Consider the following 26976-nt stretch of genomic DNA (forward strand, 5'->3'; position numbering starts at 1 on the left):
TAACCCCATTTTTTTAAAAAGTTTGAATGATTTTCAACAGCGTTGGTAAGATGAGTTTAGTTGAATGACCTTTTTTAAGAGCCACTTCTAGAGAGATTAAATTTTCTAAAGCCGAAAATAGTGATCGTACATCAAGGGATTTAACTTCTTGTCGGAGAAAATACATTCGTTTAGGATTACTAATTTTACAGACAGAAGCGATTTGAGTGTCGTTTTAAAGCCCTTTAATGAGAGCAGATTTAACCCATAGCCAAGTCCTAAATTGAGTAATTAAACTAGGAACCTTTAAGACAGCTTCTTGCTCAGAAATAGTAATTAAAGTAGCCAACGAAAGCACTCTACGATTATTCGGTTTTACGCTTTCTACAACCTTTTTCCATATACAACTGGGGTTAATTTGAGATTGGGATTTGCTGGTTTTTTCTTGACCATTACGGATAGATTTTTCAGATATAAAAATGGGAGTAGATGGGATGAGTTTAAGTAAACAGATCTCTAACCAAACGGCTGCATTTAAAGAAGTTTTAAGGAGTTCTTCAGATTGGATGAGTTGTTGCAGCCCTTGATAGAGAATTTCAAATTCTGTATGACTGGCGAGTTTTTGTAAATGAATAATATTTGAATAATCGCTGATTAAGCTTTGGCATTTGGAGTCGAATTTGAGTAATAATAAATCTCGATAGGTTTCAATTAAACTTTTCAAAATTGATTGAGGGGTTTTTGAGAAGCCGCATCAATTTCAGTCACATTCATGGAACTTCCTCGATCTATACTTTGACAAGAAGAACATTGTCCACAAGGTTCTATTGTGGGTTTATGACTACTTTTACAGTTAAGGGCTTTAGCTAAAATTCGGGCGGTGCTGGTTTTTCCTGTCCCTCTAGGTCCGGTAAATAGATAAGAATTGGCAATTTTTAAGGAGGATATCGCATTCTTGAGGGCACGACCAATTAATTTTTGTCCGATTAAATCTTTAAACTGTTGTGGTCTGTATTTTAAGTGAAGGGGTTGGAAAGTACCGGTGGTGAAGCAATTTTGGGTTTCCATGATGGGTAAAATTTTACTAAGGTTTTAAAAGCAAAACAGTTTGTAGGGCGCATCGAGGAATTATGCGAGGGGTGCTAACAGGTATTTGAGATGAACGGCGAGGGAATGAGAGGAATTAATTGAGGGGGTAATTAAGGTAGCATCGGTAGGGCTATTTCCTAAATGTAGAATAATTGTGTCATTAGGGATGGCTTTAATAATTTCCAGCAAGTAATTAACGTTATAGAGAAGTTTTAAGGGTTTGCCCGTAAAGTTTTCAATAGGAATTGATTCTTGTCCTCTGGCGACATCTTTTTGAGAGATACTTAAATAATCTTTTTCCGATTCAATCTTCATTTTCATCACCCGTTCTGATTTGGTACAGAGGATTAAAAACCGTTCTAGGGTGTCTTGAAGTTGTCCCCGTTGGCAGGTAAAAGAGTGGCTACTTTGGCTTAAAATTTCATTGATAACATTTTCGCAGTCTGGGTATGCACCCTCAATAGTACGCGATACCAGTTCGTTCAATCCCCATTGAAAGCGGCAGAGGTTTTCTGATAAATAGAGTTTAATTTGATCACTGGGTAAAAGGTGTTTTTGAAGTTCCCGTAGGGCTTTAACAGGTATGGTTAAACTGACGGGTTCGTCTAGGGTTGATTGATCTTTTGTCATGCCTTCACTAAAGACCATTCGATGGCCATCTGTGGTAAAGGTTTTTAAGGTAGTCAGCTTTTTGTCGGGATTATAGGAAAGAAGAAAATGTGTTCCCGTTAATACTCGTTTAGTTTCTTCATTACTAGCGGCAAATAGGCTTCCATTGAAAATAGAGATGAGAAAATCGCCGCTAAAGCAAGCCATTACAGTTGTAGGAGAAACGGTTGGGTATTCTGGGTATTGATTGCCTGGTAGTCCTCTAATTTCAAAGAAGTTGTCGGGTTGTTCTTTGAGTGAGAGTTTGGCTACGATTTCATCTGTGGCTTCATCATTGGTTTGTAAAGTGAGCAAGCACTCTCCCATAGGAAATTTACGAAGAATAGCATAGAATAAAGCGGCGGGTAAGGCTATAGAACCTTTGCCTGTAATTCCTGCTTCTATTTCTGTGCTAAATCCAAATTCGTAATTATAACTTCTTAGCTTTAGCCGTTGTTTTTCTGTCTCTAATTCTAGTAAAATCATCCCTAATATCGGGTAAGCAGGGTTGTTTGATATTCCAGCTTTAACTAGCTCTATCGCTTCAAGAAGTGCATTTTTATCAGTGCTAATTTGTATTAATTGAGATTCGGTTTGTACAGTTTGTTCTTGCGGGGGGGTAGCATCAGTTTTTGATTTATCTTCTCCAGTTTCGCTAGAGGATGTAGCGGGTGTTTTTGCTTTTTTAGATGGGTTTTCGATCTTGGTAGGAGAGTTAGCTTTTGCTTTTTTTGCTTGGCTTTCGGTTGAGGTTGTAGAGTCAGTTTTTGTTCTTTTTACTTGCTTTTCGGTAGGGTTAGATGACTTGGGAATATCCGTTGATTTTTTCTGAACAGAAGATTGAGTTTTTTTTGTATTGGTGCTAGAAGCCGTCGTTTTAGTCATGATTGGTTAAATTAACTTTATTGCTAAAAAAAGGGCGATCGCCCTCGATAATATTATTGTTGAGCCGTCAACGAGAAATCTACGACCCCGACCGTCCTAAATTATTCCTCTATTTCCAAGGCGGTTAACTGTACTTTGAGTGCGTTAGTGAATGCTCTTCTTTCTAATTTCGTTCTATCCTCAATCTGGAAAAATCACCATGTTATTACTCTTTCGTTCTAAAACTTTTTCCAAGAAAGTCAGCCAATAGCAAGCCATTTCTTCAAAAAAATTAACGGCTTGACAGGGTAAAAGTCGAATCAAAGTTAGTTTGCAAATGAATTGTTCAATGAGCAATTTGAGAGTTAACTGTGAGAAAAACTACAAAAATAGTCTTTTTTTCTTTACTGCGCTTTTTTTTTCGATTAATAAATTAATAAAATTTTTTAAGATATGTCTTTTTATAGCGATAAAAAATATAAATATTTATATTTTTTAAATTTTTCTATTTTGGTTTTTTAAAGTAACAAATTTAACGACCAATAATTATTAATAGTAATGATAGCTTGCGAAAAAGATTCAAATGTCATTGATTTAAGTATATAACCTGCTACATTTAAATTATAGGCTTTTAATAGATCCTGTTCACTTTCCGATACGGTTAAAACAATTACAGGAATTTTTTTGAGATTAACATCACTGCGTAACTCTTGTAAAAATTCAATTCCAGTCATTTCTGGCATATTTAAATCTAAAAGAGTCAAAAGGCCATGTTGAGGAACAATAGGCGGTTTTCCATTTTTTGAGCGTAACCAAAAAAGGGCTTCTTTACCATTTTTGGCTATATACAAGGGATGGGTTATATGATTATTTCTAAAAGCTCTTTTGACTTTCAGGACATCAACTTCATCATCCTCGACTAGCAAAAAATGGATCATTTGTAGTTTTAGCAAGGGCAAAAACAGGGAATTTACCCAACTTTTTTAGAGTTAGCTTGATTTTTATAATTTTAAGCTAACTGTACTTTATGAAACAATATTTAAATTCGATAATATTTAATTTTTAAAAGCGAAATATCGTTAATCTACGCCTATTTATGCAAATAAACTTTATTACAAAGCATCCGCCTTAAGTTTAATATATAATAATACTATAAAATAATATTTATATTTCTTAAGATAGAGGTTTTGTAAATCAATTCTGATTTAAATAAAACAACAAAAATTTTAGTGTCATACAAGTATGCAAGAAACCCGCAACAGTATCACTGACATTTGGGGTCAGCGTACTCCTTACGTAAAAAATTGGCCGGTAAGAGTGGATCAGCGCATAGAAGAAGAACCCGAACAATGGATTCAATCAGCCTGTATTTTATGCTCAAATGGCTGTGGGATGGATATAGGGGTCAAAAATAATCAAATTGTCGGGGTTCGGGGACGTGCCGTCGATGCAGTTAATCACGACGTTTAGGGCCTAAAGGGTTGCATGGTTGGGTAGCCAATAAGAGTCAAGATCGCTTACTTCATCCTTTAATTCGTTGTAACGGTCAACTTGAAAAAGCCACTTGGGATGAAGCCATGAATTTAATCGTGCAACACTCGAAACAAATTATCGCTCAACATACGAGTAGCGCGATCGGCTTTTATACTAGCGGACAGTTGTTTCTCGAAGAGTATTATACTTTAGGCGTGATCGGAAAAGCCGGCTTGGGCACACCGCACATGGATGGGAATACTCGATTATGTACGGCCACAGCCGCCGCCGCTTTGCAAGAAACTTTTGGCTCTGATGGGCAGCCCGGCTCTTATACTGATCTCGACACCACCGAAGCGATTTTGCACGTCGGACATAACATCGCCGAACAACAAACAGTTCTGTGGATGCGAATTCTTGACCGCCGACGAGGCGAAAAGCCGCCCTCATTAGTAGTGATCGATCCCCGTCTCACTCCTACAGCCAAAGAAGCTGACGTACATTTAGCCCCTCGTGTCGGTACTAATATTCCAGTTCTCAACGGTTTATTGAATTTAATTATCGAAGCTGGGCATATCGATTTAGATTATATTCAAGCTCATACGGTTGGCTTTGAACAATTAAAAAGCACGGTCAGCCAATGGCCAAGCGAGCGCGTCGAAGAAGTGACAGGCATTCGTGCCGAAAAATTACGCGCGGCTGCCCAAATTTTAGGAGAAGCAAAAACACTGGTAACTACAGTGCTTCAAGGCGTTTATCAATCGATGCAAGCAACAGCAGCCGCCTGTCAGGTGAATAATCTACATCTAATTCGGGGTTTAATTGGGCGTCCGGGTTGTGGCATTTACCAAATGAACGGTCAACCCACCGCACAAAACACTCGTGAATGTGGCGCAGACGGGGCACTACCAGCATTTCGCAATTGGGATAATCCCGAACACATCAATGAATTAGCAAGACTGTGGAATGTCGAACCTAATATTATTCCCCATTGGGCCCCCCCAACCCACGCCATGCAAATTTGGCGTTTTGCTGAACTTGGCTCGATTAAATTATTATGGATTAGTGCCACCAACCCCGCCGTATCCCTTCCCGATCTAGCCCGTGTCCGTCGTATTTTGGCAAAAGATGATTTATTTGTGATTGTACAAGATGCTTTTCTCACAGAAACGGCTTCATTAGCTGATGTAGTTTTACCAGCCGCTATTTGGGGAGAAAAAACCGGTTGTTTTACTAACGTTGATCGTACCGTTCATATTTCTCATCAAGCGATCTCCCCCCCAGGAGAAGCCCGGTCTGATTTCGATATTTTTGTTGACTATGCACGTCGCATGGATTTTCGAGACCGAGACGGCGCACCTTTAATTAAGTGGAATAATCCTCAAGAGGCTTTTGAAGCGTGGAAAGAATGTACTCGCGGTCGTCCTTGCGACTATACAGGTTTAAGCTATGCCAAACTCAGCGAGGATTCCGGAATACAGTGGCCTTGTAATGAACAATTTCCCGACGGAACACCCCATTTATATACTGATGGAGTATTTAATACCAATCCTGACTACTGCGAAAATTATGGTCACGATCTCGTGACGGGTGCTGCTATTACCCCAGAAGAATACCGCGCTAATGATCCAAAAGGCAAGGCTATTCTTAAAGCGGCTGACTATCAGCCACCTCACGAACTGCCCGATCAAGAGTACCCACTCATGTTAACTACCGGGCGCATTGTTTATCACTTTCATACTCGCACGAAGACAGGACGCTCGAACTCACTCCATCAGGCTGCACCCGATGCTTTTGTGCAAATTTCTGCTGAGGATGCTCAAAAATATGGAATTGAAGAGGGTGGCTTAATTGAAATTACTTCACGTCGGGGTCAAGTGATAGAACCGGCTCGTATTGGCGATATTGAATCAGGACTTCTTTTTATTCCTTTTCATTATGGCTACTGGGACGATCCAGAACGCCCTCGTGCGGCTAATGAGTTAACGATTACGGAATGGGATGCGATCAGTAAGCAACCTCACTTTAAATATGCTGCCGTCAGAATTCGTCCTCTAGTCAGTATCCGTCCAACCGATGCCCAAAAGGAATTTTAAACCATAATTAATTTCAATATTCAATAAAACCATGCACTTAGCAAATTATTTAGGACTGATTCACCATAGTGAACAACAACTCGCTAAAGCTTTTGATACTATCGCTCAACATCATGGGGATGAACCTGATATTTATCAAAATTGCTTGTTATTGTCGTCTTGGTCACAGCATCATGTTCAAGCCCTTAAACCTGTATTAGAGCGCTATAAGGAGGATAAAAGCTCTGAACCCGAACGGCTGACAAAAACACTTTTTGAAGAACCGCGCACTGGTTGTTAGCTAATGAAGTTTATTTATGCTGGATTGTTTTATTACAAGCCGCCAGAGCTTTACGAGATAGTGAACTCGAAACTTTATGTCAACAATTTGATGGAGAAACTAAGCGCCAAATTTCCTGGTTGATTACTCGAATTAAACATATTGCCCCACAAACTTTAGTCGTTGCCGAGTAATGACTTAACATTATGGTTCACAATAGTCAAAAAAATCAACAGTCAAATTCTCATCAAAAAAACTGGTTTTCTAAATTACCAGATTTTATATGGGCCCCTTTTTCGGCTGGTTTGTTAATTTTAATAGTCGGTTTAATTGGGATTGTAGTAGGCCAGCCTTGGCTATTTCCTAGTTTAGGTCCAAGTGCTTTTTTATTAGTTGAAAATCCTCAACTTCCCTCGGCTCGTTTTTATAATATTGTTGTCGGTCATTTAATTGGATTAGGTGCAGGTTGTCTTGCTGTAATTATCCTTAACGCAAGCGATGCGCCAGGGGTATTATCGTCTAATCATTTGACTTTAATTCGAGTTTGGGCTGCTTTGTTGGCAATCGTGTTAAACATGATTGGAGTTATATTAGCGCGCGCTTCTCATCCCCCTTCGGCGGCTACTACTTTATTGGTTGCCCTTGGTGGCTTAAAAGTCACTTGGCAAGATGCACTAACGGTCATTATCGGTGTTTTGCTCTTAGCCGTTTTTGGTGAAGGATTACGATTATTACGGCTTGCAAAAAAGCCATTTTTGTAATAATAAATAAATTTTACTTTAAGTTTTTTAGAGTTGCTAAATATCGTTTTTGGATATCTTTAAGGTCTCGTTTTTCGGAAATTCGTTCTAAAGCATCTTGGTTGACCATTTGGCTATGAATCATCAAAACTTGTCGATAATCATCATTATCGGTATGAGCCGCAATTTCAGCAAGTGCTTCTAACAAACGAATTCTAACAGCAACACTAGAACTAACATTTTGACGTATCTGATTAAAAGCCGCGTCTACCATTCCTTCAAAAGTGACAGGGTTAGCAATAATTCGAAGTTGATTATTTTCATCATAGCGATAGGAAGACGGAATTTCTCGCTCGACAAGACGACAGAGACCTTGACTGAGCCGATCAATACAACTAATAGCAGTAAATGGATCATTAATCCCCGGCGATAGTGCCCTAATGGCAATTTCTACAAGCTGATCGACTGTAAATTTAACATCCTGCTGTTGAGTTCGGTGTGAACCTAAAATAAATATTTGATTAATCTGTTTAATGAGGTGTTTATTAACAAATTCACGAGGGAAAATTAGAACTAATACACTTCCTTTAATAATAAAATTTCCGGGGCGTTGGAGAATTTTAATAATCAAATTATGATATTTAGCTATTTTTAATAATTTTTCTTCATCAACAGCTTGAATATAACCACTTTTTTGAGCTAATATCGGGGAATAATTATTGTCAAAATTTGCCAACAATTCCGGAGAAGGTTGTTGTGGTTTGAGTGAAGATTTGTGTCCTAATTTTCCCGGAAAAAGAGAATCTATAGCCTGATTAAGGTCATTGCTGACTTCAGCAATCACAATATCAGCTTGTATTGATTGGGCGGCATGATGAATAAAAAAGATTAATACACCAATGCTAATCATGGCTAAAATAATAGCAACAGTAACTGATATTTGAGGAATAAATATCTCATAATCATGACCATGAACTGTTCGTAAAATTAATAAACAATAAATAAATGTAGAGATAAATGTTCCTAAAACTATTTGATTCCCTGTATCTTTCATAAAATTTCGTAATAGTCTAGGCCCGAATTGTGATGAAGCTAAAGAGAGTGCAACTATTGTGATAGAAAAAACTGTTCCCGTCACCGTAATCATTGAGCCAGCTATAGTAGAAAGTACGGCTCTAGCACCATCAGGTCCGCCCGTATAAATCCAACCTAATTTTTTAACTAATCCGGAGCCGAGTTTTTGATCCAAAATTAACATAATAAAGGCAAGTCCTACTGAACTGATTGCCATTACAGTTGGCACAAACCAATAACTTGTATGAAGGACATCCCAAATTTTACTAAGTTTTGCAGATTTCATCGTTTCAACATTTTTGATAAGTTTGGATAAAAATGTTTTAAGAGTCAACAATCATTAGTTCAACAATTAAACGAACTTTATTAAAAAGACAGCAAACTAATTTTTCAGGAGAAAAGTCAGTTATTTCCTCACCATCAACCCAAACCTGTTGAAGTTTCATCCCATGTAAATAAAGTTCAATTTCTGAATAGGGAAAATCATAGTTTCCTTGTTCTGAACGAATTAATTCTAAGCCTTCCTCTTCTCGCGCTAATGTAAATGTATCTAACCGCCAATCTCCATAACCGTCTTTGGCATCACTATATAAGTAACCTTGACTGTATCCTTCAATAAGAGGGTAAATGTGCAAAATTAGTCGTTGTCCTGTTTCCATTGGCAAAATACTGCCAGCACGAACCAATAAAGGGATTTGTTCTAAAGGTGCATCTAATTCAATTTCACATTTACCTTCTAACACTTGATCATCCCAAAAATGATACCAATGTCCTTTAGGAACCAATACACGACGCGATCGCTTTTCGGGTTTTAAAATCGGACAAACCATTAAAGCATTACCCACTAAAAAGCTATCTTCCACATCCCAAAGTCTTCGATCCTCATTATCTAACCAAAAAAGAGGACGTATGAGAGGATATCCCGTCTGATTAGCTTCCCAAGCTAAAGTATAAAAGTAAGGTAGAAGACTATAACGTAATTTCAAAAACTTTCTAACAATGCTTAATGTGGGTTCTCCGTAACTCCAAGGGGTGCGAGGTTTAGCGTTATTGGCGGAGTGGGTGCGACAAAAAGGCAAAAACGAAGCCATTTGAAACCAGCGTAAATACAATTCTGCTGTAGGATCTCCCTTAAAACCACCGATATCAGGCCCGGTGTAGGGAATTCCTGATAGTCCCATATTTAAAACTGTAGGGATAGTTTGTGCTAAAGCTTGCCAAGTGATGTCAATATCTCCCGTCCAAGTCCAAGCATAACGTTGTAATCCTGCCCAACCGGCGCGTGAAACAATAAAAGGACGCAGTTCCGGTTGATAATTTCGTAAAGCTTCATAACCCGCTTGTGCTTGCAGTAAACCATAAACATTGTGAGCTTCCCGGTGATCGCCTCCTCGGCCTTCCATAGCGTGTTGGGTTACAGTAGGTAAAGTAGCATCCCCCCACAAGGTGAATACCCCCGGCTCATTCATATCATGCCAAAAACCCGCTATTCCTAAATCGAGTAAATATTCATATTGCCTACTCCACCAATGCCGGGCTTGAGGGTTAGTAAAATCGGGAAAGGCACACATTCCCGGCCATACGGGAGCTAGGATCAGCTTACCATCTTCCCCTTTACAGAAAATATCCTGCGCTATTCCTTCCTCAAATAGTTTACGATTGCGCTCGGCTTTAACTCCGGGGTTGATAATAGTCACCAGTCGCACCCCTCGCTCTTTGAGTTCTTGGGAAAAATTTGCTAACTTAGGAAAGCGATCAGGATCGATCGTAAAGGCTCTGAAACCGTTTTGACAGTCAATATCTAAATGAATAGCACTCAACGGTAGGTTATGAGTTATAAATCCTTGGGCTACAGAGCGAATTACCTCCTCGGTTTCATATCCCCAGCGAGACTGATGATATCCAAACGCCCAATAGGGAGGCAAGACAGGACGACCCGTTAACTCAGTATATCGTTTAAGTAACTGAGCGGGTTCGCCACTTGCCACATAATACCGTAATGCACCCCCTTCAAATTCAGCACGAGCAACATCTTTAAAGCTAAAGGTGGCACGATAGGGATTCTCATAAAAAATCAAATAACTGCCTTGAGCATGAAGTCCTAAATAGAGGGGAATGCAAAGATAAAGAGGATCTGCGCCGGGACCATATCTTCCACCCATGTCATAATTCCACATTTGATAAGATCTTGGCGGTTCATCTGTATTAGGAGAAGTCCGAAGATTGAGGGGAGCGGCTCTTTCTCCTAACCCATAAATATGTTCTTCTAATTGCAATTTGGCTTGATGCAACCACTGTTGTCCTTGGCGCTGAGGCGGCAATTCTTCTCGTAAGAGTTGTCCATCAGTTGTGTAAAAAGTTATGCTACCTTCTTGACTCACTAAAACTTTTAATTTAGAACTGGAAATAATCCACTCATTTTGTCTTTGCTCAAAAGTTGTCTCTACCATTGGCCAATCTTGAGCAATAATTCCATAAGGAACGGGCGGAACTGGGTATTTCCAATCGATTTGAACTAAATCAGCCGCTAAAAATTTTATTTCTAGTTCTAATTGCTTAAATTGGAAATATCCACCTTGAAAACTTGATTCTGCCTTGAGACATTTTTCAGGACTTTGGGATGTTTTTGAGATATTTGATATAAGACTGCAAACTTAACTGAATATCAAAGGAGATTTTAATGTTTTTCTTCAAACAGTTAGCAAAATCAGCAAAACTAATGGGTGCAGCCCTGGGGAGCTTAGTTATACTTCCGATGATTCCCTTTGCTGCTTCTGCAAATCCTGTTGCTCAGACTAATTATCAACAGATTACTATCCCTGATCGTATTACCATTCCAGCTACAGGAGAAATAATCTATATGTCAGATTTAAATGTAGTGGGTACACCACCTTGGCCACAAAATCCTTGCCCTAACTTATATTATGAGTATCCCCATAATTCTCGCATTGTAGTGCCTGAAGTTTGTCAAAATAATGCGGTTACTCAAGAACTTCAAAATTTAGGACTACTACAGGCGGTTCGTAACATGGCTAACAATAATAATGCTTATTACCCGAATAGAACTTACTAAAATATCTCATCAGTAAGTTAAAAGGTTTTGAGTTGGTAATTAGGGGTAAAAAAATCTAGAATATCATTTTTTTCACCAATTAAGCTAAAGCTCCCTATTGGGGAGTTTTTTATTTAATCCCAATAATAAATATTTATTTTTATTTCAAAAGTTATAAATTTTAACTCAACAGCTTTACTCTTAAGATAGATTAAATTTGCTAAAATAATTTTTATACTGTTATTAAATTAAAACTCAGTCAAAATTATTAGATGAGTTTTAAATATCTTAAAATTAAATAGTGGATATAAACTGTTACTAAGACAGTTGGAAGATAGAATCATGAATAATACTTCAAATATAACTAACCCTTCTAAATTAGCCATAGGAATTTTTAGCAATAGCTCAATGGCTAAACAAGCAATTCAAGAATTAAAAAATATTGGCTTTGCTGAAAACAAAATTTTTCTGCTTACTCAAGACAATAATATCAGATCAGCCCCAAAAGACGATATTAGCGTTACTCAAAAAATTATTGGTAACAAAAGCAATGAAGGAACAAAAACGGGTGCTATCGCGGGTATTTTAGTAGGAACATTTACAGGAATTTTAGTAGGTTTAGGAGCGATCGCCATTCCGGGTGTTGGCCCGATTCTTTTAGCCAGTGCTGAGGGAACAGCTTTAGTAACTACCTTAGCAGGAAGTGCGATAGGCACAGCTACAGGTGCTGTTTTAGGAGGTTTGATTGGTTTGGGTATTCCCAAAAAGCAAGCCAAAATTTATGAAAAACATTTTAAAACCGAATCGGATAGCGCTCTGGTTGTGGTTCAGGGAAACCGAGAAAATATTAAACGAGCAGAATCTTTAATGCTTTCTTTAGGAATTCAAGAATGGAATGTTTATAATTTGCCTCCAACTCAAAATGATTTAGCCCAAAGTGAGCCAATAGCCGTAGTTCTTAACCTTCAAGAAATTCTTTAACATAAGTTTTTTAAAAATAGGAGGACATTACCAATGAATAAATTTACGCTATTAATACTCAGTAGTTTCTTAATCATCGGGGCTGTTGGATGTAGTAATGTCGCTAGAACTAGCAGAGATGCACCCACCACTTTAGATGGTTCTGTACAAAATCCCCAGGACGTTCGAGAAACAAGAGAAGACGCAGAAAGTAAGATTCGCCAAGCGCAACTTAATGCCGATATTCGGGCACGAGAAGAACGGAATCAATGGTCAGACAATGAGCTAGAAAGAACCGATGCTGATCTACAAAGCGAAGTCCGCGCTAAATTAGAGGCAAACATTCCTCGTGGCCAGCTAACAGTTAAGGCCGAAGATGGGGTTGTTACAATAGTAGGTGTAGTTCCCAATCAAAAAGAATATCAAACTATTGAGCCATTGGCAAAAGAAATTAAAGGAGTTAAAGCCGTTAATGTTAATGTTGAGGTTGTCCCTCCTACTCCTACTAAAAGATAATTATTTTGTATTATGGGCTAACACTTGCATATTATCAAATGAAAGGTGCAGCGATAAAGCCATGAACAAAAATTGAGGAACAGATAGTTAAGGTTGCAACTGTCCATGCTTCCTCAATTATCGTTTTTTCTAGGTACATACTCTCATCAATAGAGCGGTGATAGCGATTGAATTAAACCATTTTAATTCATTTACAATGATTTTATTTTTTTTAAACTAATGTAACGATGAATCCTATAAATTTTCCTCACAAAAATACTCTGGAACGCGAACGACATGAAATTTTGCAACAGCTTGAAGAATGGCTTGATGTTCCCATGCTAATTCTTAGCTTTATTTGGCTGATTTTGTTTGTTGCTGAACTAATTTGGGGTCTTACGCCTTTTCTAGATGTTTTAGAAACGGCAATTTGGGTGCTTTTTGGACTAAACTTTGCTTTAGAATTTATCATTGCTCCTCGCAAATTAGCCTATCTTAAACAAAATTGGTTAACGGCTTTTTCTTTAGCTCTGCCTGCCATACGTTTATTGCGCTTCGTGCGCTATTTACAACTTTTAAAGAGCGTTCACAGTGTACGCGGTTTGAAATTAATACGATTGATCTTGCGAACTAATCGAGGAATGCGATCTCTGTCCGGTAGTTTTCAAAGGCGGGGTTTTGGTTATGTCCTTGGATTAACCACTTTAGTGATCTTTTTGGGAGCAGCCGGAATGTATGCTTTTGAAGGGGATGTTCCTAATACCGGCTTATCCAATTTCGGCACAGCTTTATGGTGGACAGCAATGATTATGACGACAATGGGTTCAGATTATTTCCCAAAAACTCCCGAAGGTCGTCTTTTATGTTGGTTTTTGGCTCTTTATGCTTTCGCTGTTTTTGGTTATGTAAGTGCTACCCTGGCTACATTTTTTATTGGTAGAATTGGAGAACAAAATTATGATTATGGAAAGACCACCACTGAATGCTAATCCCCAAACAGGAGGTATTCATCAACGCGCTGTAGGTGTGTTCCAAAAATCTGAAGATCTTGAAAATGCGATTCGCGGCCTTAAAGATGCTGGTTTTAACATGGACAATGTATCTTTAATCGCCCGTAACCCTAAAGAAGTTGAAAAAGCCCAAGACATGACAGGCAATGAAGCCAAAGAAGGTGCAGCCGCAGGAGCAACAGCAGGGACAGTTCTCGGCGGTGTTGGTGGCTTATTGGTTGGTTTAGGAGTATTATTAGTACCTGGTGCCGGTCCATTTTTAGCCGCAGGTACTTTAGCAACAACTCTAGCAGGAGCGGGAATTGGTGCTGCTGCTGGCGGGATTGTTGGTGGTTTGGTTGGTTTAGGGATTCCTGAAGAACGCGCCCAAGCTTATAGTGATCGCATTGAAGCGGGTGATTATTTAATCATGATCAGTGGAACTCAAGATCAAATCCGACAGGCAACAGAAATTTTAAGGAATTATTCGATTCAAGACTTTGAAATTTATAGAGAGTCTAATTCTAACCTGTTGTAAAGCACCTTTGTATTTCGTGCGCTTGTCGCTTTCTAAAAGTCCCATGCTGTTTTTTGCAGACGTGGGATTTTTGCCGCTCTAACCTAAAGTAAGAGAGTGTTTTTTTGGTGAAGTAGCTGATCAAAACCCAATTTTTTGTTTGACAGTCTACTTCACCCTAAAAAATTAATTAGGCGACCCCTGCTAAACTAGCGACTTTTTGATATTCACTAGCTGCACGACGACAAGCTTGAGCGCATTTTTGACAGTGTTCGTTATCATGTTTAGAACATTCATCCGCACAGGCCTGACAAATGTTAAGGCAAGAATTTACGATATGAGGGATAAATCGAGAATCTCGGCTAATATAGGCAGCAATCGTCCAACACATTTGAGCGCAGTCCCGACAAAGTTTGGCGCATTCAGGCATCTGACCTATGCAAGCATCTCCACAATGTTCGCATTCTCTGGCACAATGGATAGCCGCATCTAGAATTGACTGATGTTGTTGCTCAGGCATATCTACCTCCAAATTACTAAGATTTGCTTAAACTTGTTGAAAAAGCCCAAATAATTTGATTTAACTTGACTTAAAAGGACTAATCTACATTGGGCTTAAGATGTCTTTTCTGTTTCCAACTTATAAAAAAAATTTATAGATTATGTCCTACCACAGAAATAAATACTTTTCTAACTTAAGACAGAATTTGACATTTTGAGCTAATTCCAGATTGACTAGGTTCGGAATTTAATATTTCGACAGGCGTAATTTTAATAATTCTCCCTAAGCCCGAATTTTTTTTTCGTTATTATTTTTCATCACTAATGCCCACGTTTATTATTATTATCTACTGCGTGAGAATTAGATTGTTTATTGAGCAAAGCTTGATAACGAGGCATGGGAACTTGATTTTTGCCGGCTGGCCAGCCTTCTCGTTGACGAGAGCGATCACCATCGGTTTCTTCAGTTTGATCATGAAATAGAATTTGCTGAGTAGGAAAAGGCAAATCAACGCCGTTAGCCGTAAGCTTATTTTTAATAGCAGTTAATACTTTATCTCTTAAGTCTAAAGCATCAGAACGGCGAGGGGGTTGAATCCACCAACGGGCACGAATATTAACGGTACTAGCCGCTAAATCTACGACAAGAACATCCGGGGCTGGATCGCTTAAAACCCCTTCTGTAGAGCGGATAGCTTCTAAAATTAATTGTTTTGCGCCCTCAATATCATCTCCATAACCTATCCCAATATCATACTCTAAACGACGGTTTTCAAAAGCCGTATTGACTAAAACCGAATTAGTAAATAATTCAGAATTGGGAATAACGATGCGACGACCATCATAAGTCCGAATGGTTGTTGCCCGTGTTTCTATATTTTCAACTGTGCCTTCAAAGTCTTTAAAAATAATTTGATCGTTAATTTGAAAAGGTTCAGTGAGTAAAATTAAAATTCCTGCCAAAAAATTTTGAAGAATATCTCGAAAAGCAAATCCGATCGCTACTCCACTAATGCCAAGCAGTTGTACTAAATCACCCGCTTTAAAGGAAGGAATAACTATAGATAGGGCAATAAATAAACCGACTAAAATAATAATTCCCTGTGCCAAGCGCCCTAAAACTAACGCTAAATTTCGAGCTTGACGACGATGGCGGGTTAATCGCTTGACTCCCCTTTTAACGACTCTTCCTATTAAAAAAAAGACGAGAAAAACAATAAATTCTAGAAGTAAATTAGGCAGCAGAGCTATGAAATTATTAATCATATCTTGGATTTGATTCCACGCTTTTGATATTTCTATACTCATGAATTTTTATTTTTTCAAGTTATCATTTATTACTGATAATAAGTCAAGATTACATAAAAAACATCTATCAAAGGTCGGTAATTAATCTTTTAACTTTTCCTAAAACAACTAATGTTAGTTTTTTTCGCTAATAATGTATGCTACAACGAAGGAGATAAAACGTTTCTTTTTTCTCATGAGGACGGCCTAACTCCTGCTCTTTGCAAGTACCAGTTGCTGTTGCTTTTCGACGGAAACCGCCTAGCCCGAGAGAGATATTCAAGCTCTCCCACAACAAAACATTATTTAATAACTCTTAAAAAAATTAATCACTAATCGAATAAGCTAAAAATAATGCAATTTTTTCCAAAAGCTAGTTAATTATCTGGTTGGTAATTATCATTAGATTAAATTTTTTTTTTGAGGGTTATTAATAATATTATTTAAGAATAAAACTGCTACAAAAACAAAAGCAAAAAGTACAATAATTTTTAGATCGTCGTTTTTAATTTTCAGTAAAGTAAAAATTTTATTGATTAATAAAGTTAACCCATTAGGAACTTCTAAAGCTTTAGAAATAATTCCTAATTTATTTTCCTGATCACTTCTCCATTCTTGATAAATATTATAGGTTAATTGTGGCATTGAAGCCTGACCACTTTTTGAAAGAATATTATATGTCATTTCAGAAGTAAACAATAAATTTAACTTAGGATGAGTTTCTAAATAGTTACACCAGCTTTTTATAGCATAAGCTAAAGCTACTTCAAATTCGCTATTGTTACTTTCATTAAGTTGAGTATTGACTTGCTCAGAAATTTGGTTAATTAAGGTATAAAAATTATTAGGTGAGCGCATAATTAATTACAATTCTCTTCTGGCTAAGTTTATTATGGTTGTAAAATTTAAAAAGCACCTCCTCACATTTTAAATTAAGCTTTTACGGCTGGTTTTGTAAAGCCTCATTGATTATTGTTGGCTTCACCTGTTCCTCTAGCATTCTGCTCGTAGGCAGTTACATTACGAATAGCACGAATTGCATACTCATCATTTGGCCGCACTGATAAAGCTTGACGAAAATAAGTTAAAGCACTAGGATAGTCTCCTCGCTCAGTGGCATCGTATCCTAGTCTCATATAGCGATCATAATCCGACTCTCCTTGTGTAGCCCGATTTTCTTGTTTTCCATTTTTTAGCACATCTTGAACATTCCAGAAAGCCACAGTCGCTAGACGATCATTAGGACGTTCATAAAGGGCGCTGCGAAAATAATTAGCTGCGGTAGTATAGTCTTTTCGTTGTTGAGCCGCGTATCCTAAACGCATATATCGATCATAGGCTGATTCACCGATATAAAAAGTTGGCTCGGTATTAAGTTGAGCGTTAGAGCTTCCTTCACCACGATTAATATAGGTGTTGACATTACGCATTCCTTGAGTCGCATAATAATCATTGGGACGTTCTTCGAGTGCCCGTTGAAAATTAATCAGTGCTGTTTGGTAATCGGCTTTTTCTGTGGCATCGTAAGCAATTCTCATGTAGCGATCGTAATTAGTTTCTTGTTGGGAAACATTATTGTCCTGCTTGGTAATTTCATCTCTAGCATTCCAATAAGCGATAGTAGCGGCTCTATCTGAAGGCACATAATACAGTGCTTGTCTAAAATACTGGGCAGCCAGAGAATAATCTTTTCTTTGCATCGCGGCATAACCTAATCTCATAAATTCGGCATAGGCCGATTGAGGTACAGTTGTTGAATTATTTGATTGGGGAATAGAAGGAGCAGTAGGATAATTACCCGACGGGGGAACTGGCTGGGGTCGGGAACTTGTTCCCGACTGCTGTGCATTAACGGGGTAAGATGTAAACGCGGCTAAAAATGCTAAAGTTATTGGGATATATTTTAAAATATTCATAGTTGTCTTCCTTAAAAATTAGGTTGTCAAATCAAGTTTTTGATAGCTCTAGCTAGATTATTTTTTTTCAGTAGCATTATTTTTATATTTTTGATGAGGATCAAAAAGGGCTTTAGATTAATTAGTAATTAGTTTTACAAAACAAAGACAAGAATTTTGGATTAATTACAATTATTCTATAATTTTAGTTCCGTTTTTAGATTATATCAGAAAAAGATTAATTACCTCCACCTTTAGAATTAAATGAGTTTATTCCTAAAGTTAGATAAATTTTATTAAAAAAAATGGGACTTTCTCAAATTAATCGTCAAAATTACTATGATCATATTAAATATTTTTTAGGGTTGAGATACAGGAGGTTCTAAAATAGTCAAATTGACTAGAGGAGTAGCCTTAAACTGTTGTTGTAACTGATTTTGAATTTTTTGAGTTAGCTCAGTCTGTAATTGTTCTTTAGACTGAACAAGATTAGTATGAGGTTGAACATAAACAACCGCTAATAAAGTATCTTGATTAGGAATATTAGCACGAGTAAAACGAACATTTGCCTCAACTAAATCCACCTCTTGACTTTTTTCAATAACTTGATGAATAGTAGCTGTTGCTCTTTGAGAGCGAGTTGCTCTTTGTAAAGTCGGAGAATCTCTAAACTGAAAAATAATCAAACTCACCAGTATTACTGTGGTAATTATCAAAGTAACAATAGTAACAGATTTTTTTCCTCGCTTATAGCGTGCCCCACGAGCAGATAAACCATACATACGAAATATAATTGCACCTGATAAATTAATTCCTACCAGTTGTAGCAATAAAAGAAATAGACCACTTTTAGTCATATCCCATCGTCCAAGAACGCTACCTATTCCAATTAAACCCGCAGGCGGTGCTAAAGAGGCAGCCACTAACATTCCTGTAGCCGCACCTGATACTAAACTACTTCGCTTTGATTGTACTAAATTAAGTGCCCCTGCTGTTCCTGCGGCTAAGGGAAGTAGCACCGCTACTTCAGAAATTTCACTAATAGAAATCATTTGAGCGGTAGCAATTTGCTGGCGGAAAATCCAACTGAGTAAGGCACATACAGCTATTGTTACTCCCAAAGCCACAAAATAACGCAATAAACTCCGGCGTAGTAATTGCCAGTCTCCCCGTGCGGTGGCTAGGGCTGCATTCATGGCTGGACCTGCGAAGGGTGCAATCAGCATAGCCGCTACCAACAAATAACTTTTATTGGTTAATAATCCAATCCAAACCACAATTCCCGCCATGGCTGCATATCCAAGAAATCCTCGCCAACTTCCAACACTTTGTAACCCTTCTAAAAAAATTTCAATAGGACTGAGTTCTTGAACTTCTTTGACTTCCTCTGCGGCTTGAGAAGACGGGGGTTTTAGTGCCATTACTCCTTGGGGAGTTAAGGTTATATGCACATCAGCAATATCATCTAATGCCTTTAAAAAATCTTCTATTTTTCGATTGGATAAATGAACAATTACCTCATCAATAAGACCATTAGGACTCATTGCCTCAAACTGGCTTAGATTACTTCCCTCATGAGCTTGAGCAATTTCTAAAACTTTTTTTCCTTGTCCTAATGGCACTTGAACTAGCAGTTGACGCATTGTCTTTTTTTCTGCTTATAAACTTATCCACGTATCGTAATATATCAAATTTTGGCTGAGTTGGTTTCCTTAAATAGGTAGATTTTGGCAAAATTTTTTTGTATTTAAGTATTTTTTTGATAAATTCAGTTTCAATCAAGCAAAATATAATTCTTAAGATAGATGTTTTACTTGGAAAGCGAGAGCCGTTAGTAGAGGATAATTCTTATCTGCTTAATAAAAATTCTGTCTTAAGTTAGACATTTTCCTAAGATCAAACAATAATATAGGAATTAATTATTGCCGATAGAGTACAGTAAAATAATATGGAGAATGTTTACTTTTTACCCAATACCTTACATTTTTTGTCAAAAAACTTACAAGCCACATTACAGAAATCCTTTGAGACTTGTTTAGCAGAAGCTGATATTAAGATTAATGGTGATCGTCCTTGGGACATTCAAGTTCATGACCCTAAATTTTATACTCAAATTTTTTTCCTAGGGTCTTTAGGTTTAGGGGAATCTTATCTAGAAGGATGGTGGTATTGCCCTCAATTAGATGTTTTGTTTACTAAACTTTTAAGAAATCGTGTACAGGAAAAAATCAGGACCTATAATTTTTGGGGTCAGTGGGAAATTCTCAAAACCGCTTGGTTTAATTTACAAACAATAACCAGAAGTTTTCAAGTTGGTCGCCATCATTATAATTTAGACAAAAATATCTATGAAAAGATGTTAGATTCCCGCTTGACTTATAGCTGTGGTTATTGGCGAAATGCTACGACTTTAGAAGAAGCACAAGAAGCAAAACTTGACCTTATTTGTCGAAAATTGAAATTAGAAAAAGGAATGACTCTTCTCGATGTTGGTTGTGGATGGGGAAGCTTAATAAAATATATGGAATGGCTGAACACAAAAATTATATTAGTGATGTAGCACAGCAGGTTGAGTTGTTAATCCAAGCAAGAGATTAAGTTTTTTATTTAACTGGGTAAAATCCCAGCTTTTTTCAGCTAAAATGTCTTACTTTTAATTTAAATTAATTCTTGAATATCTATTAATCAAATTAACTAAAATTTTTTAAAAAATGACGAATTTTATTTTATTAACCTTGCTAGTTTTTACTCAGGTAATAGGTGATATTTTGCTAGGTTTTGCAATGAAAAAAATAGGAAAAGTAGATTTATCGAATGTATCGGCATTTTGGTCTTTAATAACTTATGTAGTGACTAGCCCTTGGATTTGGCTAGGGATATTTTCTCTTATTATCTCTTTAGTCCTGTATTATGTGGCCGTTTCCCGGCTGGATTTGAGTTTTGTCTTACCCATACTTGCCTCTAATTATATTTTTAATGCTTTATTGGCTTGGTTAATTTTAGGAGAACATATTTCTTCCCTGCGTTGGATTGCCACCTTAATCATTACATTAGGAGTATTTATTGTTACTATTAATAAAAGCCATGAAATGAGAAAAACTTTTTTTTCTGCCCTTAAAAAATACTTGCAATCAGGGCTGAATTTTTTAATTTTTGCCCTACTACCTTTCGGTTTGTTTCGATTTAAAATTTGGGTATTTATATTGATTATTGTTTTGGGGGATGGTTTTGGATATTTGTTTAATGCTAAGGGAATGAAGCAGATCGGTAAAGTTCAGTTAGGGTCTCTATCTCATATGTTAGAACTCGGAAAAAAATTTATTACTAATCATTGGATTATATTAGGAATTACTGGGCAAACGATATCCTTTTTCAGTTTTATATATGCTTTAAGTTTGGCTGATATTAGTTTGATCAGACCCGCTACTGCCCTGACTTATGTTATTAGTTTAGTAGGGGCGCGTTTTATGTTAAAAGAAAAAATTGGATTCAGTCGTTTAGTTGGCTTGATTATTGTTGGTATTGGTATATTTTTAATAGATTTAAATAAATAAATATTTATTAGGTTTTGTTTATGCTTATTACTTTATTTTTTGATTGCATTTCCTCTATATTTAATTGAATGAAAGCATAAGGCGGGGCGAGACAGTTGGTAAAAATTCAATTTTATTTGTATAGATAAAAAAAGATGTAACTTAATTACAATAATGGAAAAAAAAAAGCTGCGAAAATATATATACTCTGTTAAGCTCTATACTAGGGCTAAATATATCTTGTGAAGGATAAACCAACAGGAAGTAGTTGTTAAAGTAAAAATCAAAGAAAAAAATCGAGATTTTAAGGAGTTAATTATGGCTATCTCGGCTGTTGACCTTTCTAAGCATTTAAAAGGTGTTGATTTGCCCGCTTCTAAGCAAGACCTCATCGATTATGCCAATAGTCAAAATGTTAGTCAAGAATTAAAAGATATTCTTTCTCAAATGCCTGAGCGTGAATATCAAAATATGGCAGATGTAGAGAAAGCATTTGGAGAAGTTAAATAAGATTTTGCTTAATTTAATGGGTAAGGATAAATCTAAGTTATGAGGTAACTATTTTATGAGCGATCAAATACTAGAACAGCAATCTAATCAAGTTAAGTCTACTCAAGACCAACCTATTCTTGATTATTGGCACGTCTGGACGGATGAACAAGGAATCAGTCATCAATCTCGTCGTCAAATTCAGAACTTCAAACTAAAAAGTATCGCGGACTCTGCCTCACCTCAGTGGATCGCACAGTTCAAACAGAAGGGAGCTACTGTCGTTTTTAGTGTGCTGCCTGTAGGCTGGACGGGAATTTGGCATGAAAATCCCAAGCCTCAGTGGATTATTCCTCTGTCTGGACGGTGGTTTGTGGAGACAATGGATGGACAACGAGTGGAAATGGGTGCCGGTGACATTTCCTTTGGGGCTGATCAAAATACCAAGGAAGACTCTCAGGGACGTAAAGGACATCTTTCAGGAACTATAGGCAATGAACCCGCCGTTTTAGTTATGATACAGTTTGATGAAACTCCGCCAATGGAATAAATAGTTTTTACTTTCTACTTGTAGCTTTGTTTAATAGTTATCAGTTGTTTAACTACAAGAACAAAGAATTAAACAATAAAAGAATAACCGCCAAAAGTAGATGCTGCGCTATTTGCTCGAATAAAAGCAGTTTATACAAATGCGTTTTTTTCTCAAACCCCAGTCGTAAGGAAAGTTAATGAGTTCACAAAATTCGCAGCCACCATTTTTCTCTCAACAGCAAGAGGTATTAAAAAAAAATATTTTCAAAAAAGCCTCACGCCGTCAAATTCTAGGCGGTCTATCTATTGGTTTTGTTGCAGCACAAGTAGCACCAGCCGTCGCGCAACAGTCATCTACCCTAGCAAACCGACAAGAGACAACTAGCCAGGAAATACCTAACCAGTCCATGAAACAGAACCCAGTTAACCAATATCCAAGTCCACCTTTTCCGCGACAACCACAAAAACCGCCCGGTCTTGCCAGCGAGATGACACCACGCCCCGATCACGGTGAAACCAGTTATGAAGGTACTGGACGGCTAATCGGACGTAAAGCACTGATTACAGGGGGCGACTCTGGTATTGGTCGGGCAGCCGCGATCGCCTTTGCTCGAGAAGGGGCTGATGTTGCTATCAACTATTTGCCTGTCGAAGAGCCAGATGCCCGTGAGGTGATTCAATTGATTGAATCAGCAGGACGCAAGGCAATAGCAATTCCTGGCGATATTCGAGAAGAAAGCTTTTGTAATCAGCTTGTTGCTACCGCAGTGCGCGAACTGGGTGGACTGGACATTCTGGTCAACAATGCCGGTAAACAGCAGTCTGTTGACTCGATAAAAGATCTAACAACAGAACAGTTCGACTCAACATTCAAAACAAACGTTTACGCCATGTTTTGGATTACCAAAGCGGCTATGTCCCATCTAAAGCCTGGTGCAAGCATCATCAATACTTCCTCAGTCCAAGCCTATGACCCTAGCGCGAACCTGCTCGACTATTCCCAGACTAAATCAGCGATCGTGGCTTTTACTAAGTCACTAGCCAAACAACTTGCCCAGCAGGGTATCCGTGTGAATGCAGTTGCACCCGGACCTTACTGGACACCACTTCAAGTTAGTGGCGGTCAACCGCAGAGTAAAATTGAGCAGTTTGGTAGTGATTCACCGATGGGTCGTCCCGGACAACCCGCAGAACTTGCCCCCATTTATGTACTTCTTGCCTCTTCCGAGTCGAGCTACGCGACAGGACAAGTTTATGGCGCGGCAGGCGGAAGCGGGAATCCTTAATGCTTGATATTAATGCTTGATATTGATGTCTAGCTATTAAAAAAAATCCCCACACAGGTTGCTAGGGGATAATTTTTTTAACTTATTTATTAATTTCGGCCAGGAACTAACTCGACTTTAATCCAGCCCGGCTGCCTTTTGTCAAAAGCTTTGTAAGCATCAATAGCTGAAATAAGGGGTTCGACTTGAGTCAAAATTTTTGTCGGGTCTAGCATTCCAGAATTAACCCGATCAACCAGAAAAGGAATATACTTGCGGTGATTACAGTTGCCCATGTTAATCGTTAAATTTTTATTCATCGCCATACCGATGGGGAAAAAGCGATGTGTAGGGGGATAAACACCGATAATTGAAAGGGTTCCGGCTTTGGCTAGAGCTTGTACAGCCCAGTCTAATACTATTGAGGGCGCATTGCCAGGATGCCAGTTTCCATTTTGAGGGTTGGTTTGTGGAGCAACCTGTTTTTGCTGTCGCTCAAACTCTTCGGTAAATTGTTGAGCTTGTTGTGCGGCGGGTCCGGTGTTAGGTGATACTGCATCCACGCCTACCGCATCAATCACCCGGTCAACTCCAATCCCTCCTGTTAATTGTTTGATAATTTCAACAGGATCTTCAGCGTTAAAATCGATGATTTCTGCACCCTGCGCTTTTGCCATTTCTAAGCGTGATGCTATGGTATCAACAGCAATAATTCGTCCTGCGCCAAATAATTTAGCACTGGCGATGGCAAACTGACCGACTGGACCACAACCAAAAATAGCGACTGTATCTCCGGGTGTAATTTCAGCGATATCGGCTCCAAAATAAGCAGTCGGAAAGATATCCGATAATAAAATAGCTTGATCGTCGCTTACATTCTTTGGAAGCTTGATTAATCCTACATTAGCATAAGGAATACGAGCATACTCGGCTTGTAATCCTTGAAACGGGCCTGTCTCCTTGGGACCGCCAAAAAAGGCTGTTCCTGCGGCTGAACCATTAGGATTAGCATTATCGCACTGAGAATAATATCCTGTGCGACAGTAAGAACAGTAACCACAGCCAATTGTAGAAGGAACGACGACGCGATCGCCCTTTTTGAGATTACGAACATTAGTTCCTATTTCTTCGACAATACCAACTCCTTCATGTCCAAGAATAGTTCCTTCTTTCATGCCTGAAAAAGTGCCTCGAATCATGTGTAAATCCGTGCCACAAATAGCACTGGCTGTTAAGCGAATAATCGCATCAGTGGGTTGTTCTATTTTAGGATCAGGTACGTTATCCAAACGGATATCACCTATTCCGTGAAATACTATTGCTTTCATTGAAAAACTCCTTTCAATTTTGAACATTAATAAGGGTTAAGCATTAACCCGCATTTCGCCTTGAGAGCCGGCAAAAATAACCTCAAAGTCAGGAGGCAATTTATCGTATTTTCAAGTAATTTTTGTTAGTTGCGAGGGAGTTTATTTATGCTCCTTGTGTTCTCTTTAAAAAAATTTGCTTTTGCAAAAAAAACTTTATTGAACAGCTTATTGATTGTCAATGCTGATTTGATTCAATCCTAAAGAACAAGATTTTTTTTTTCCTCTTACTAAAGAGGTGTTTAATATCTTTATTGATGTATCAGAGTTAACAAAGAAAAAATGTATTTAACTAAAAATTAAAGCATCCAAAGAAAACGCACCAGGGCCAATAAACATGATGGTAATTAACATCACACAATACATATATGCTTTTTCCCAGGTTGGCGGTTCTCCTTTTCCTTGAGGCCCTTGATATTGATCATTGGGAATTAAATAGGGGTCACGAGCAACAAAAGGTTTGCCTTGGGCAATGTGTAAATATATGGCAAATACCATTGAACAGAAAATCGGGAGAGTCGCTAAAAAGGTAAAAAATCCTAAAACTAAGGCAACACCCCCAAAAAACATAGTAAAAGCTGAGATAAAGCACAACCAAGCGGGTTTTTTGATAGAATTAGCCCACTCTCTCAGATGGATCAACTTAGGGTAGCCATGTATCATAAATAAGAAACCGACACTCGCTCTTAGTATTAAAAAAATTACTCCTAAAAAGCCGCCTGGATAGACAGGATTAAGCGAACTAAACCAATATACGGGAGAATCGGCGACATTAATAATGGCAATTACATCAATCATAGTTAAACCTCCTTTAATTGTTAAAAAATACTAGCCATGAGTGTTAAGGTCGATCGCATATAATGAATGTCCGGCAGTAATAAAAAGGCGATCGCCTTTAGGTCCGCCAAACGTCATATTGGTACAAGTCTCTGGAACCGGAATTTTTCCTAGACGAGTGCCATCAGGAGCATAGACCTGTACACTATCAGAGGAGCTAGTAAAAATATTGCCCTGTGCATCTATGCGAAATCCATCGGGTTCACCCGGTTCAATAACCGCAAAAACACGACCATTAGCTATTTGACGACCTTCTATCACCTCATAGACACGGATGTGATGAGGGGCATCAGGAATATTATGGGAGGCAGTATCGGACACATACAAAAGCTTTTCATCTGGACTAAAGGCTAAACCATTAGGACGTATCATATCCGTTACAACTGCCTCAATTTCTCCTGATTTTGGTTCAAAACGATAGACAAAACATCCAGGTTGTTCTTGTTCTCCGCCGTAACCTTGATTTGGTTCAGTGATTCCATAGGTGGGATCGGTAAACCAGATTGTACCGTCACTTTTGACGACTAAATCATTTGGACTATTTAAACGTTTATTTTGATAGCGATCTACTAATATTTTCCACTCACCATCATGTTCTTGACGAATAATTGCCCGTAAACCTGATGAACAAGCAACAATTCTCCCCTCCTTATCTCGATAGTTACCACTTTGATAGTCAGAAGGGTCACGTAATACAGTTACGCCATCTTTTACACTCCAACGTAATAAGCGATTTCCGTGAGCGTCACTCCAAATTATACTATCGTCTTCTTGGATATAAACAGGGCCTTCACTCCATACAGCACTATCAGCAATTTTTTCGACTACGTTAACCTGGCCCATCAGTGAAACCATACGATCGTCATAAATTTCAATTGCTTCAGGCATTAGTCCCTCCGAATCTTTTCAATTGTATGTAGAACAAAAAAACTATCAGCAAATGTTTTTTTCTATTTTTTTTAGACTTCTTTATTAAGAAAATTCTTAATTTATGCACTTCTAAAAATTGTGCTGTTGTCTCTATTAAATCTTAAAT

27 protein-coding genes and 2 pseudogenes are annotated in these 26976 nt (G+C 37.9%); 14 read left to right on the forward strand and 15 right to left on the reverse strand.

What is annotated here, in order from left to right; all coding sequences use genetic code 11:
- Nucleotides 1–13 precede the first annotated feature (13 nt).
- The 5 genes and pseudogenes from CYAN7822_RS38165 to CYAN7822_RS29745 all read right to left on the reverse strand — a co-directional run bounded on the left by CYAN7822_RS38165 (nt 14) and on the right by CYAN7822_RS29745 (nt 3518).
- Nucleotides 14–166 (reverse strand): HU family DNA-binding protein, encoded by a 153-nt coding sequence (locus CYAN7822_RS38165; RefSeq protein WP_157871987.1) that lies wholly within the window; start codon nt 164–166, stop codon nt 14–16.
- Nucleotides 167–214: 48 nt separating this feature from the next.
- On the reverse strand, nt 215–703 hold the full coding sequence (locus tag CYAN7822_RS29730; protein ID WP_041934104.1) for a hypothetical protein: 489 nt from the start codon (nt 701–703) through the stop codon (nt 215–217).
- A gap of 20 nt (nt 704–723) precedes the next feature.
- Nucleotides 724–1047 (reverse strand): annotated as a pseudogene (locus CYAN7822_RS29735) (AAA family ATPase); the annotation flags it as partial.
- 60 nt (nt 1048–1107) lie between these two features.
- On the reverse strand, nt 1108–2601 hold the full coding sequence (dnaN, locus tag CYAN7822_RS29740) for a DNA polymerase III subunit beta (RefSeq protein WP_013334671.1): 1494 nt from the start codon (nt 2599–2601) through the stop codon (nt 1108–1110).
- A 497-nt stretch (nt 2602–3098) separates the two neighbouring features.
- Nucleotides 3099–3518: a response regulator gene (locus tag CYAN7822_RS29745; protein ID WP_013334672.1), complete on the reverse strand. Its 420-nt coding sequence runs from the start codon at nt 3516–3518 to the stop codon at nt 3099–3101.
- 304 nt (nt 3519–3822) lie between these two features.
- Between CYAN7822_RS29745 and CYAN7822_RS29750 the strand changes: the two are divergent.
- The 4 genes and pseudogenes from CYAN7822_RS29750 to CYAN7822_RS29760 all read left to right on the forward strand — a co-directional run bounded on the left by CYAN7822_RS29750 (nt 3823) and on the right by CYAN7822_RS29760 (nt 7169).
- Nucleotides 3823–6149: pseudogene (locus CYAN7822_RS29750) on the forward strand (molybdopterin oxidoreductase family protein).
- Nucleotides 6150–6180: 31 nt separating this feature from the next.
- Entirely contained in the window at nt 6181–6429 is a 249-nt protein-coding gene (locus tag CYAN7822_RS39805; protein WP_245602824.1) for a hypothetical protein, read from the forward strand.
- Nucleotides 6423–6602, forward strand: a complete 180-nt coding sequence (locus tag CYAN7822_RS39810; protein WP_245602825.1) for a hypothetical protein — start codon at nt 6423–6425, stop codon at nt 6600–6602. The genes CYAN7822_RS39805 and CYAN7822_RS39810 overlap by 7 nt, the downstream gene beginning before the upstream one ends.
- Nucleotides 6603–6614: 12 nt before the next feature.
- A complete protein-coding gene (locus CYAN7822_RS29760; RefSeq protein ID WP_013334673.1) occupies nt 6615–7169 on the forward strand; it encodes an HPP family protein in 555 nt (184 codons plus the stop codon).
- 13 nt (nt 7170–7182) lie between these two features.
- Here CYAN7822_RS29760 and CYAN7822_RS29765 read toward each other — a convergent pair whose 3' ends face one another.
- Nucleotides 7183–8508: a DUF2254 domain-containing protein gene (locus CYAN7822_RS29765; RefSeq protein ID WP_013334674.1), complete on the reverse strand. Its 1326-nt coding sequence runs from the start codon at nt 8506–8508 to the stop codon at nt 7183–7185.
- A gap of 37 nt (nt 8509–8545) precedes the next feature.
- Nucleotides 8546–10864 carry a glycoside hydrolase family 31 protein gene (locus tag CYAN7822_RS34975; RefSeq protein WP_083786949.1) on the reverse strand — a complete coding sequence of 773 codons (2319 nt, stop codon included), beginning with the start codon at nt 10862–10864 and terminating at the stop codon, nt 8546–8548.
- 77 nt (nt 10865–10941) lie between these two features.
- Here CYAN7822_RS34975 and CYAN7822_RS29775 point away from each other — a divergent pair, with 77 nt between their 5' ends.
- The 5 genes from CYAN7822_RS29775 to CYAN7822_RS29795 all read left to right on the forward strand — a co-directional run bounded on the left by CYAN7822_RS29775 (nt 10942) and on the right by CYAN7822_RS29795 (nt 14256).
- Nucleotides 10942–11295, forward strand: coding sequence for a hypothetical protein (locus CYAN7822_RS29775; RefSeq protein WP_157871988.1), 354 nt, complete (start codon nt 10942–10944; stop codon nt 11293–11295).
- A gap of 321 nt (nt 11296–11616) precedes the next feature.
- A complete protein-coding gene (locus tag CYAN7822_RS29780; RefSeq protein ID WP_013334676.1) occupies nt 11617–12255 on the forward strand; it encodes a hypothetical protein in 639 nt (212 codons plus the stop codon).
- 33 nt (nt 12256–12288) lie between these two features.
- Nucleotides 12289–12750: a BON domain-containing protein gene (locus tag CYAN7822_RS29785; RefSeq protein ID WP_013334677.1), complete on the forward strand. Its 462-nt coding sequence runs from the start codon at nt 12289–12291 to the stop codon at nt 12748–12750.
- A gap of 227 nt (nt 12751–12977) precedes the next feature.
- Nucleotides 12978–13718, forward strand: coding sequence for a potassium channel family protein (locus CYAN7822_RS29790; protein WP_013334678.1), 741 nt, complete (start codon nt 12978–12980; stop codon nt 13716–13718).
- Nucleotides 13693–14256, forward strand: a complete 564-nt coding sequence (locus CYAN7822_RS29795) for a general stress protein (protein ID WP_245602826.1) — start codon at nt 13693–13695, stop codon at nt 14254–14256. Before CYAN7822_RS29790 ends, CYAN7822_RS29795 begins: the two co-directional genes overlap by 26 nt.
- Before the next feature lie 169 nt (nt 14257–14425).
- Here CYAN7822_RS29795 and CYAN7822_RS29800 read toward each other — a convergent pair whose 3' ends face one another.
- The 5 genes from CYAN7822_RS29800 to CYAN7822_RS29820 all read right to left on the reverse strand — a co-directional run bounded on the left by CYAN7822_RS29800 (nt 14426) and on the right by CYAN7822_RS29820 (nt 19561).
- A complete protein-coding gene (locus CYAN7822_RS29800; protein WP_013334680.1) occupies nt 14426–14755 on the reverse strand; it encodes a four-helix bundle copper-binding protein in 330 nt (109 codons plus the stop codon).
- 302 nt (nt 14756–15057) lie between these two features.
- Complete coding sequence (locus tag CYAN7822_RS29805) at nt 15058–16044, reverse strand: mechanosensitive ion channel family protein (protein ID WP_013334681.1); 987 nt, start codon at nt 16042–16044, stop codon at nt 15058–15060.
- Between the two features lie 381 nt (nt 16045–16425).
- Nucleotides 16426–16881: a hypothetical protein gene (locus CYAN7822_RS29810; protein ID WP_013334682.1), complete on the reverse strand. Its 456-nt coding sequence runs from the start codon at nt 16879–16881 to the stop codon at nt 16426–16428.
- A gap of 104 nt (nt 16882–16985) precedes the next feature.
- On the reverse strand, nt 16986–17939 hold the full coding sequence (locus tag CYAN7822_RS29815) for a tetratricopeptide repeat protein (protein WP_013334683.1): 954 nt from the start codon (nt 17937–17939) through the stop codon (nt 16986–16988).
- 338 nt (nt 17940–18277) lie between these two features.
- Nucleotides 18278–19561 (reverse strand): TIGR00341 family protein, encoded by a 1284-nt coding sequence (locus tag CYAN7822_RS29820; protein WP_013334684.1) that lies wholly within the window; start codon nt 19559–19561, stop codon nt 18278–18280.
- 305 nt (nt 19562–19866) lie between these two features.
- Between CYAN7822_RS29820 and CYAN7822_RS29825 the strand changes: the two genes are divergently transcribed.
- From CYAN7822_RS29825 to CYAN7822_RS29845, 5 genes are all read left to right on the forward strand, one after another.
- Nucleotides 19867–20478, forward strand: coding sequence for a class I SAM-dependent methyltransferase (locus CYAN7822_RS29825; protein WP_013334685.1), 612 nt, complete (start codon nt 19867–19869; stop codon nt 20476–20478).
- A gap of 151 nt (nt 20479–20629) precedes the next feature.
- Complete coding sequence (locus CYAN7822_RS29830; protein WP_013334686.1) at nt 20630–21472, forward strand: DMT family transporter; 843 nt, start codon at nt 20630–20632, stop codon at nt 21470–21472.
- 297 nt (nt 21473–21769) lie between these two features.
- Nucleotides 21770–21961, forward strand: coding sequence for a DUF2795 domain-containing protein (locus CYAN7822_RS29835; RefSeq protein WP_013334687.1), 192 nt, complete (start codon nt 21770–21772; stop codon nt 21959–21961).
- 55 nt (nt 21962–22016) lie between these two features.
- The gene (locus CYAN7822_RS29840; protein ID WP_013334688.1) at nt 22017–22490 is read left to right on the forward strand and encodes a cupin domain-containing protein; all 474 of its coding nucleotides are present in this window, start codon (nt 22017–22019) and stop codon (nt 22488–22490) included.
- A gap of 178 nt (nt 22491–22668) precedes the next feature.
- Nucleotides 22669–23757, forward strand: a complete 1089-nt coding sequence (locus tag CYAN7822_RS29845; RefSeq protein ID WP_013334689.1) for an SDR family oxidoreductase — start codon at nt 22669–22671, stop codon at nt 23755–23757.
- A gap of 89 nt (nt 23758–23846) precedes the next feature.
- On the opposite strand, the gene CYAN7822_RS29850 is transcribed toward CYAN7822_RS29845, so the two are convergent.
- The 3 genes from CYAN7822_RS29850 to CYAN7822_RS29860 all read right to left on the reverse strand — a co-directional run bounded on the left by CYAN7822_RS29850 (nt 23847) and on the right by CYAN7822_RS29860 (nt 26828).
- Nucleotides 23847–25064: a zinc-dependent alcohol dehydrogenase gene (locus CYAN7822_RS29850; RefSeq protein ID WP_013334690.1), complete on the reverse strand. Its 1218-nt coding sequence runs from the start codon at nt 25062–25064 to the stop codon at nt 23847–23849.
- Between the two features lie 327 nt (nt 25065–25391).
- Nucleotides 25392–25901: a DoxX family protein gene (locus tag CYAN7822_RS29855; protein ID WP_013334691.1), complete on the reverse strand. Its 510-nt coding sequence runs from the start codon at nt 25899–25901 to the stop codon at nt 25392–25394.
- A 30-nt stretch (nt 25902–25931) separates the two neighbouring features.
- Nucleotides 25932–26828, reverse strand: a complete 897-nt coding sequence (locus CYAN7822_RS29860; protein WP_013334692.1) for an SMP-30/gluconolactonase/LRE family protein — start codon at nt 26826–26828, stop codon at nt 25932–25934.
- Nucleotides 26829–26976 lie beyond the last annotated feature (148 nt).

This window comes from Gloeothece verrucosa PCC 7822, from assembly GCF_000147335.1.
Lineage (GTDB): Bacteria > Cyanobacteriota > Cyanobacteriia > Cyanobacteriales > Microcystaceae > Gloeothece > Gloeothece verrucosa.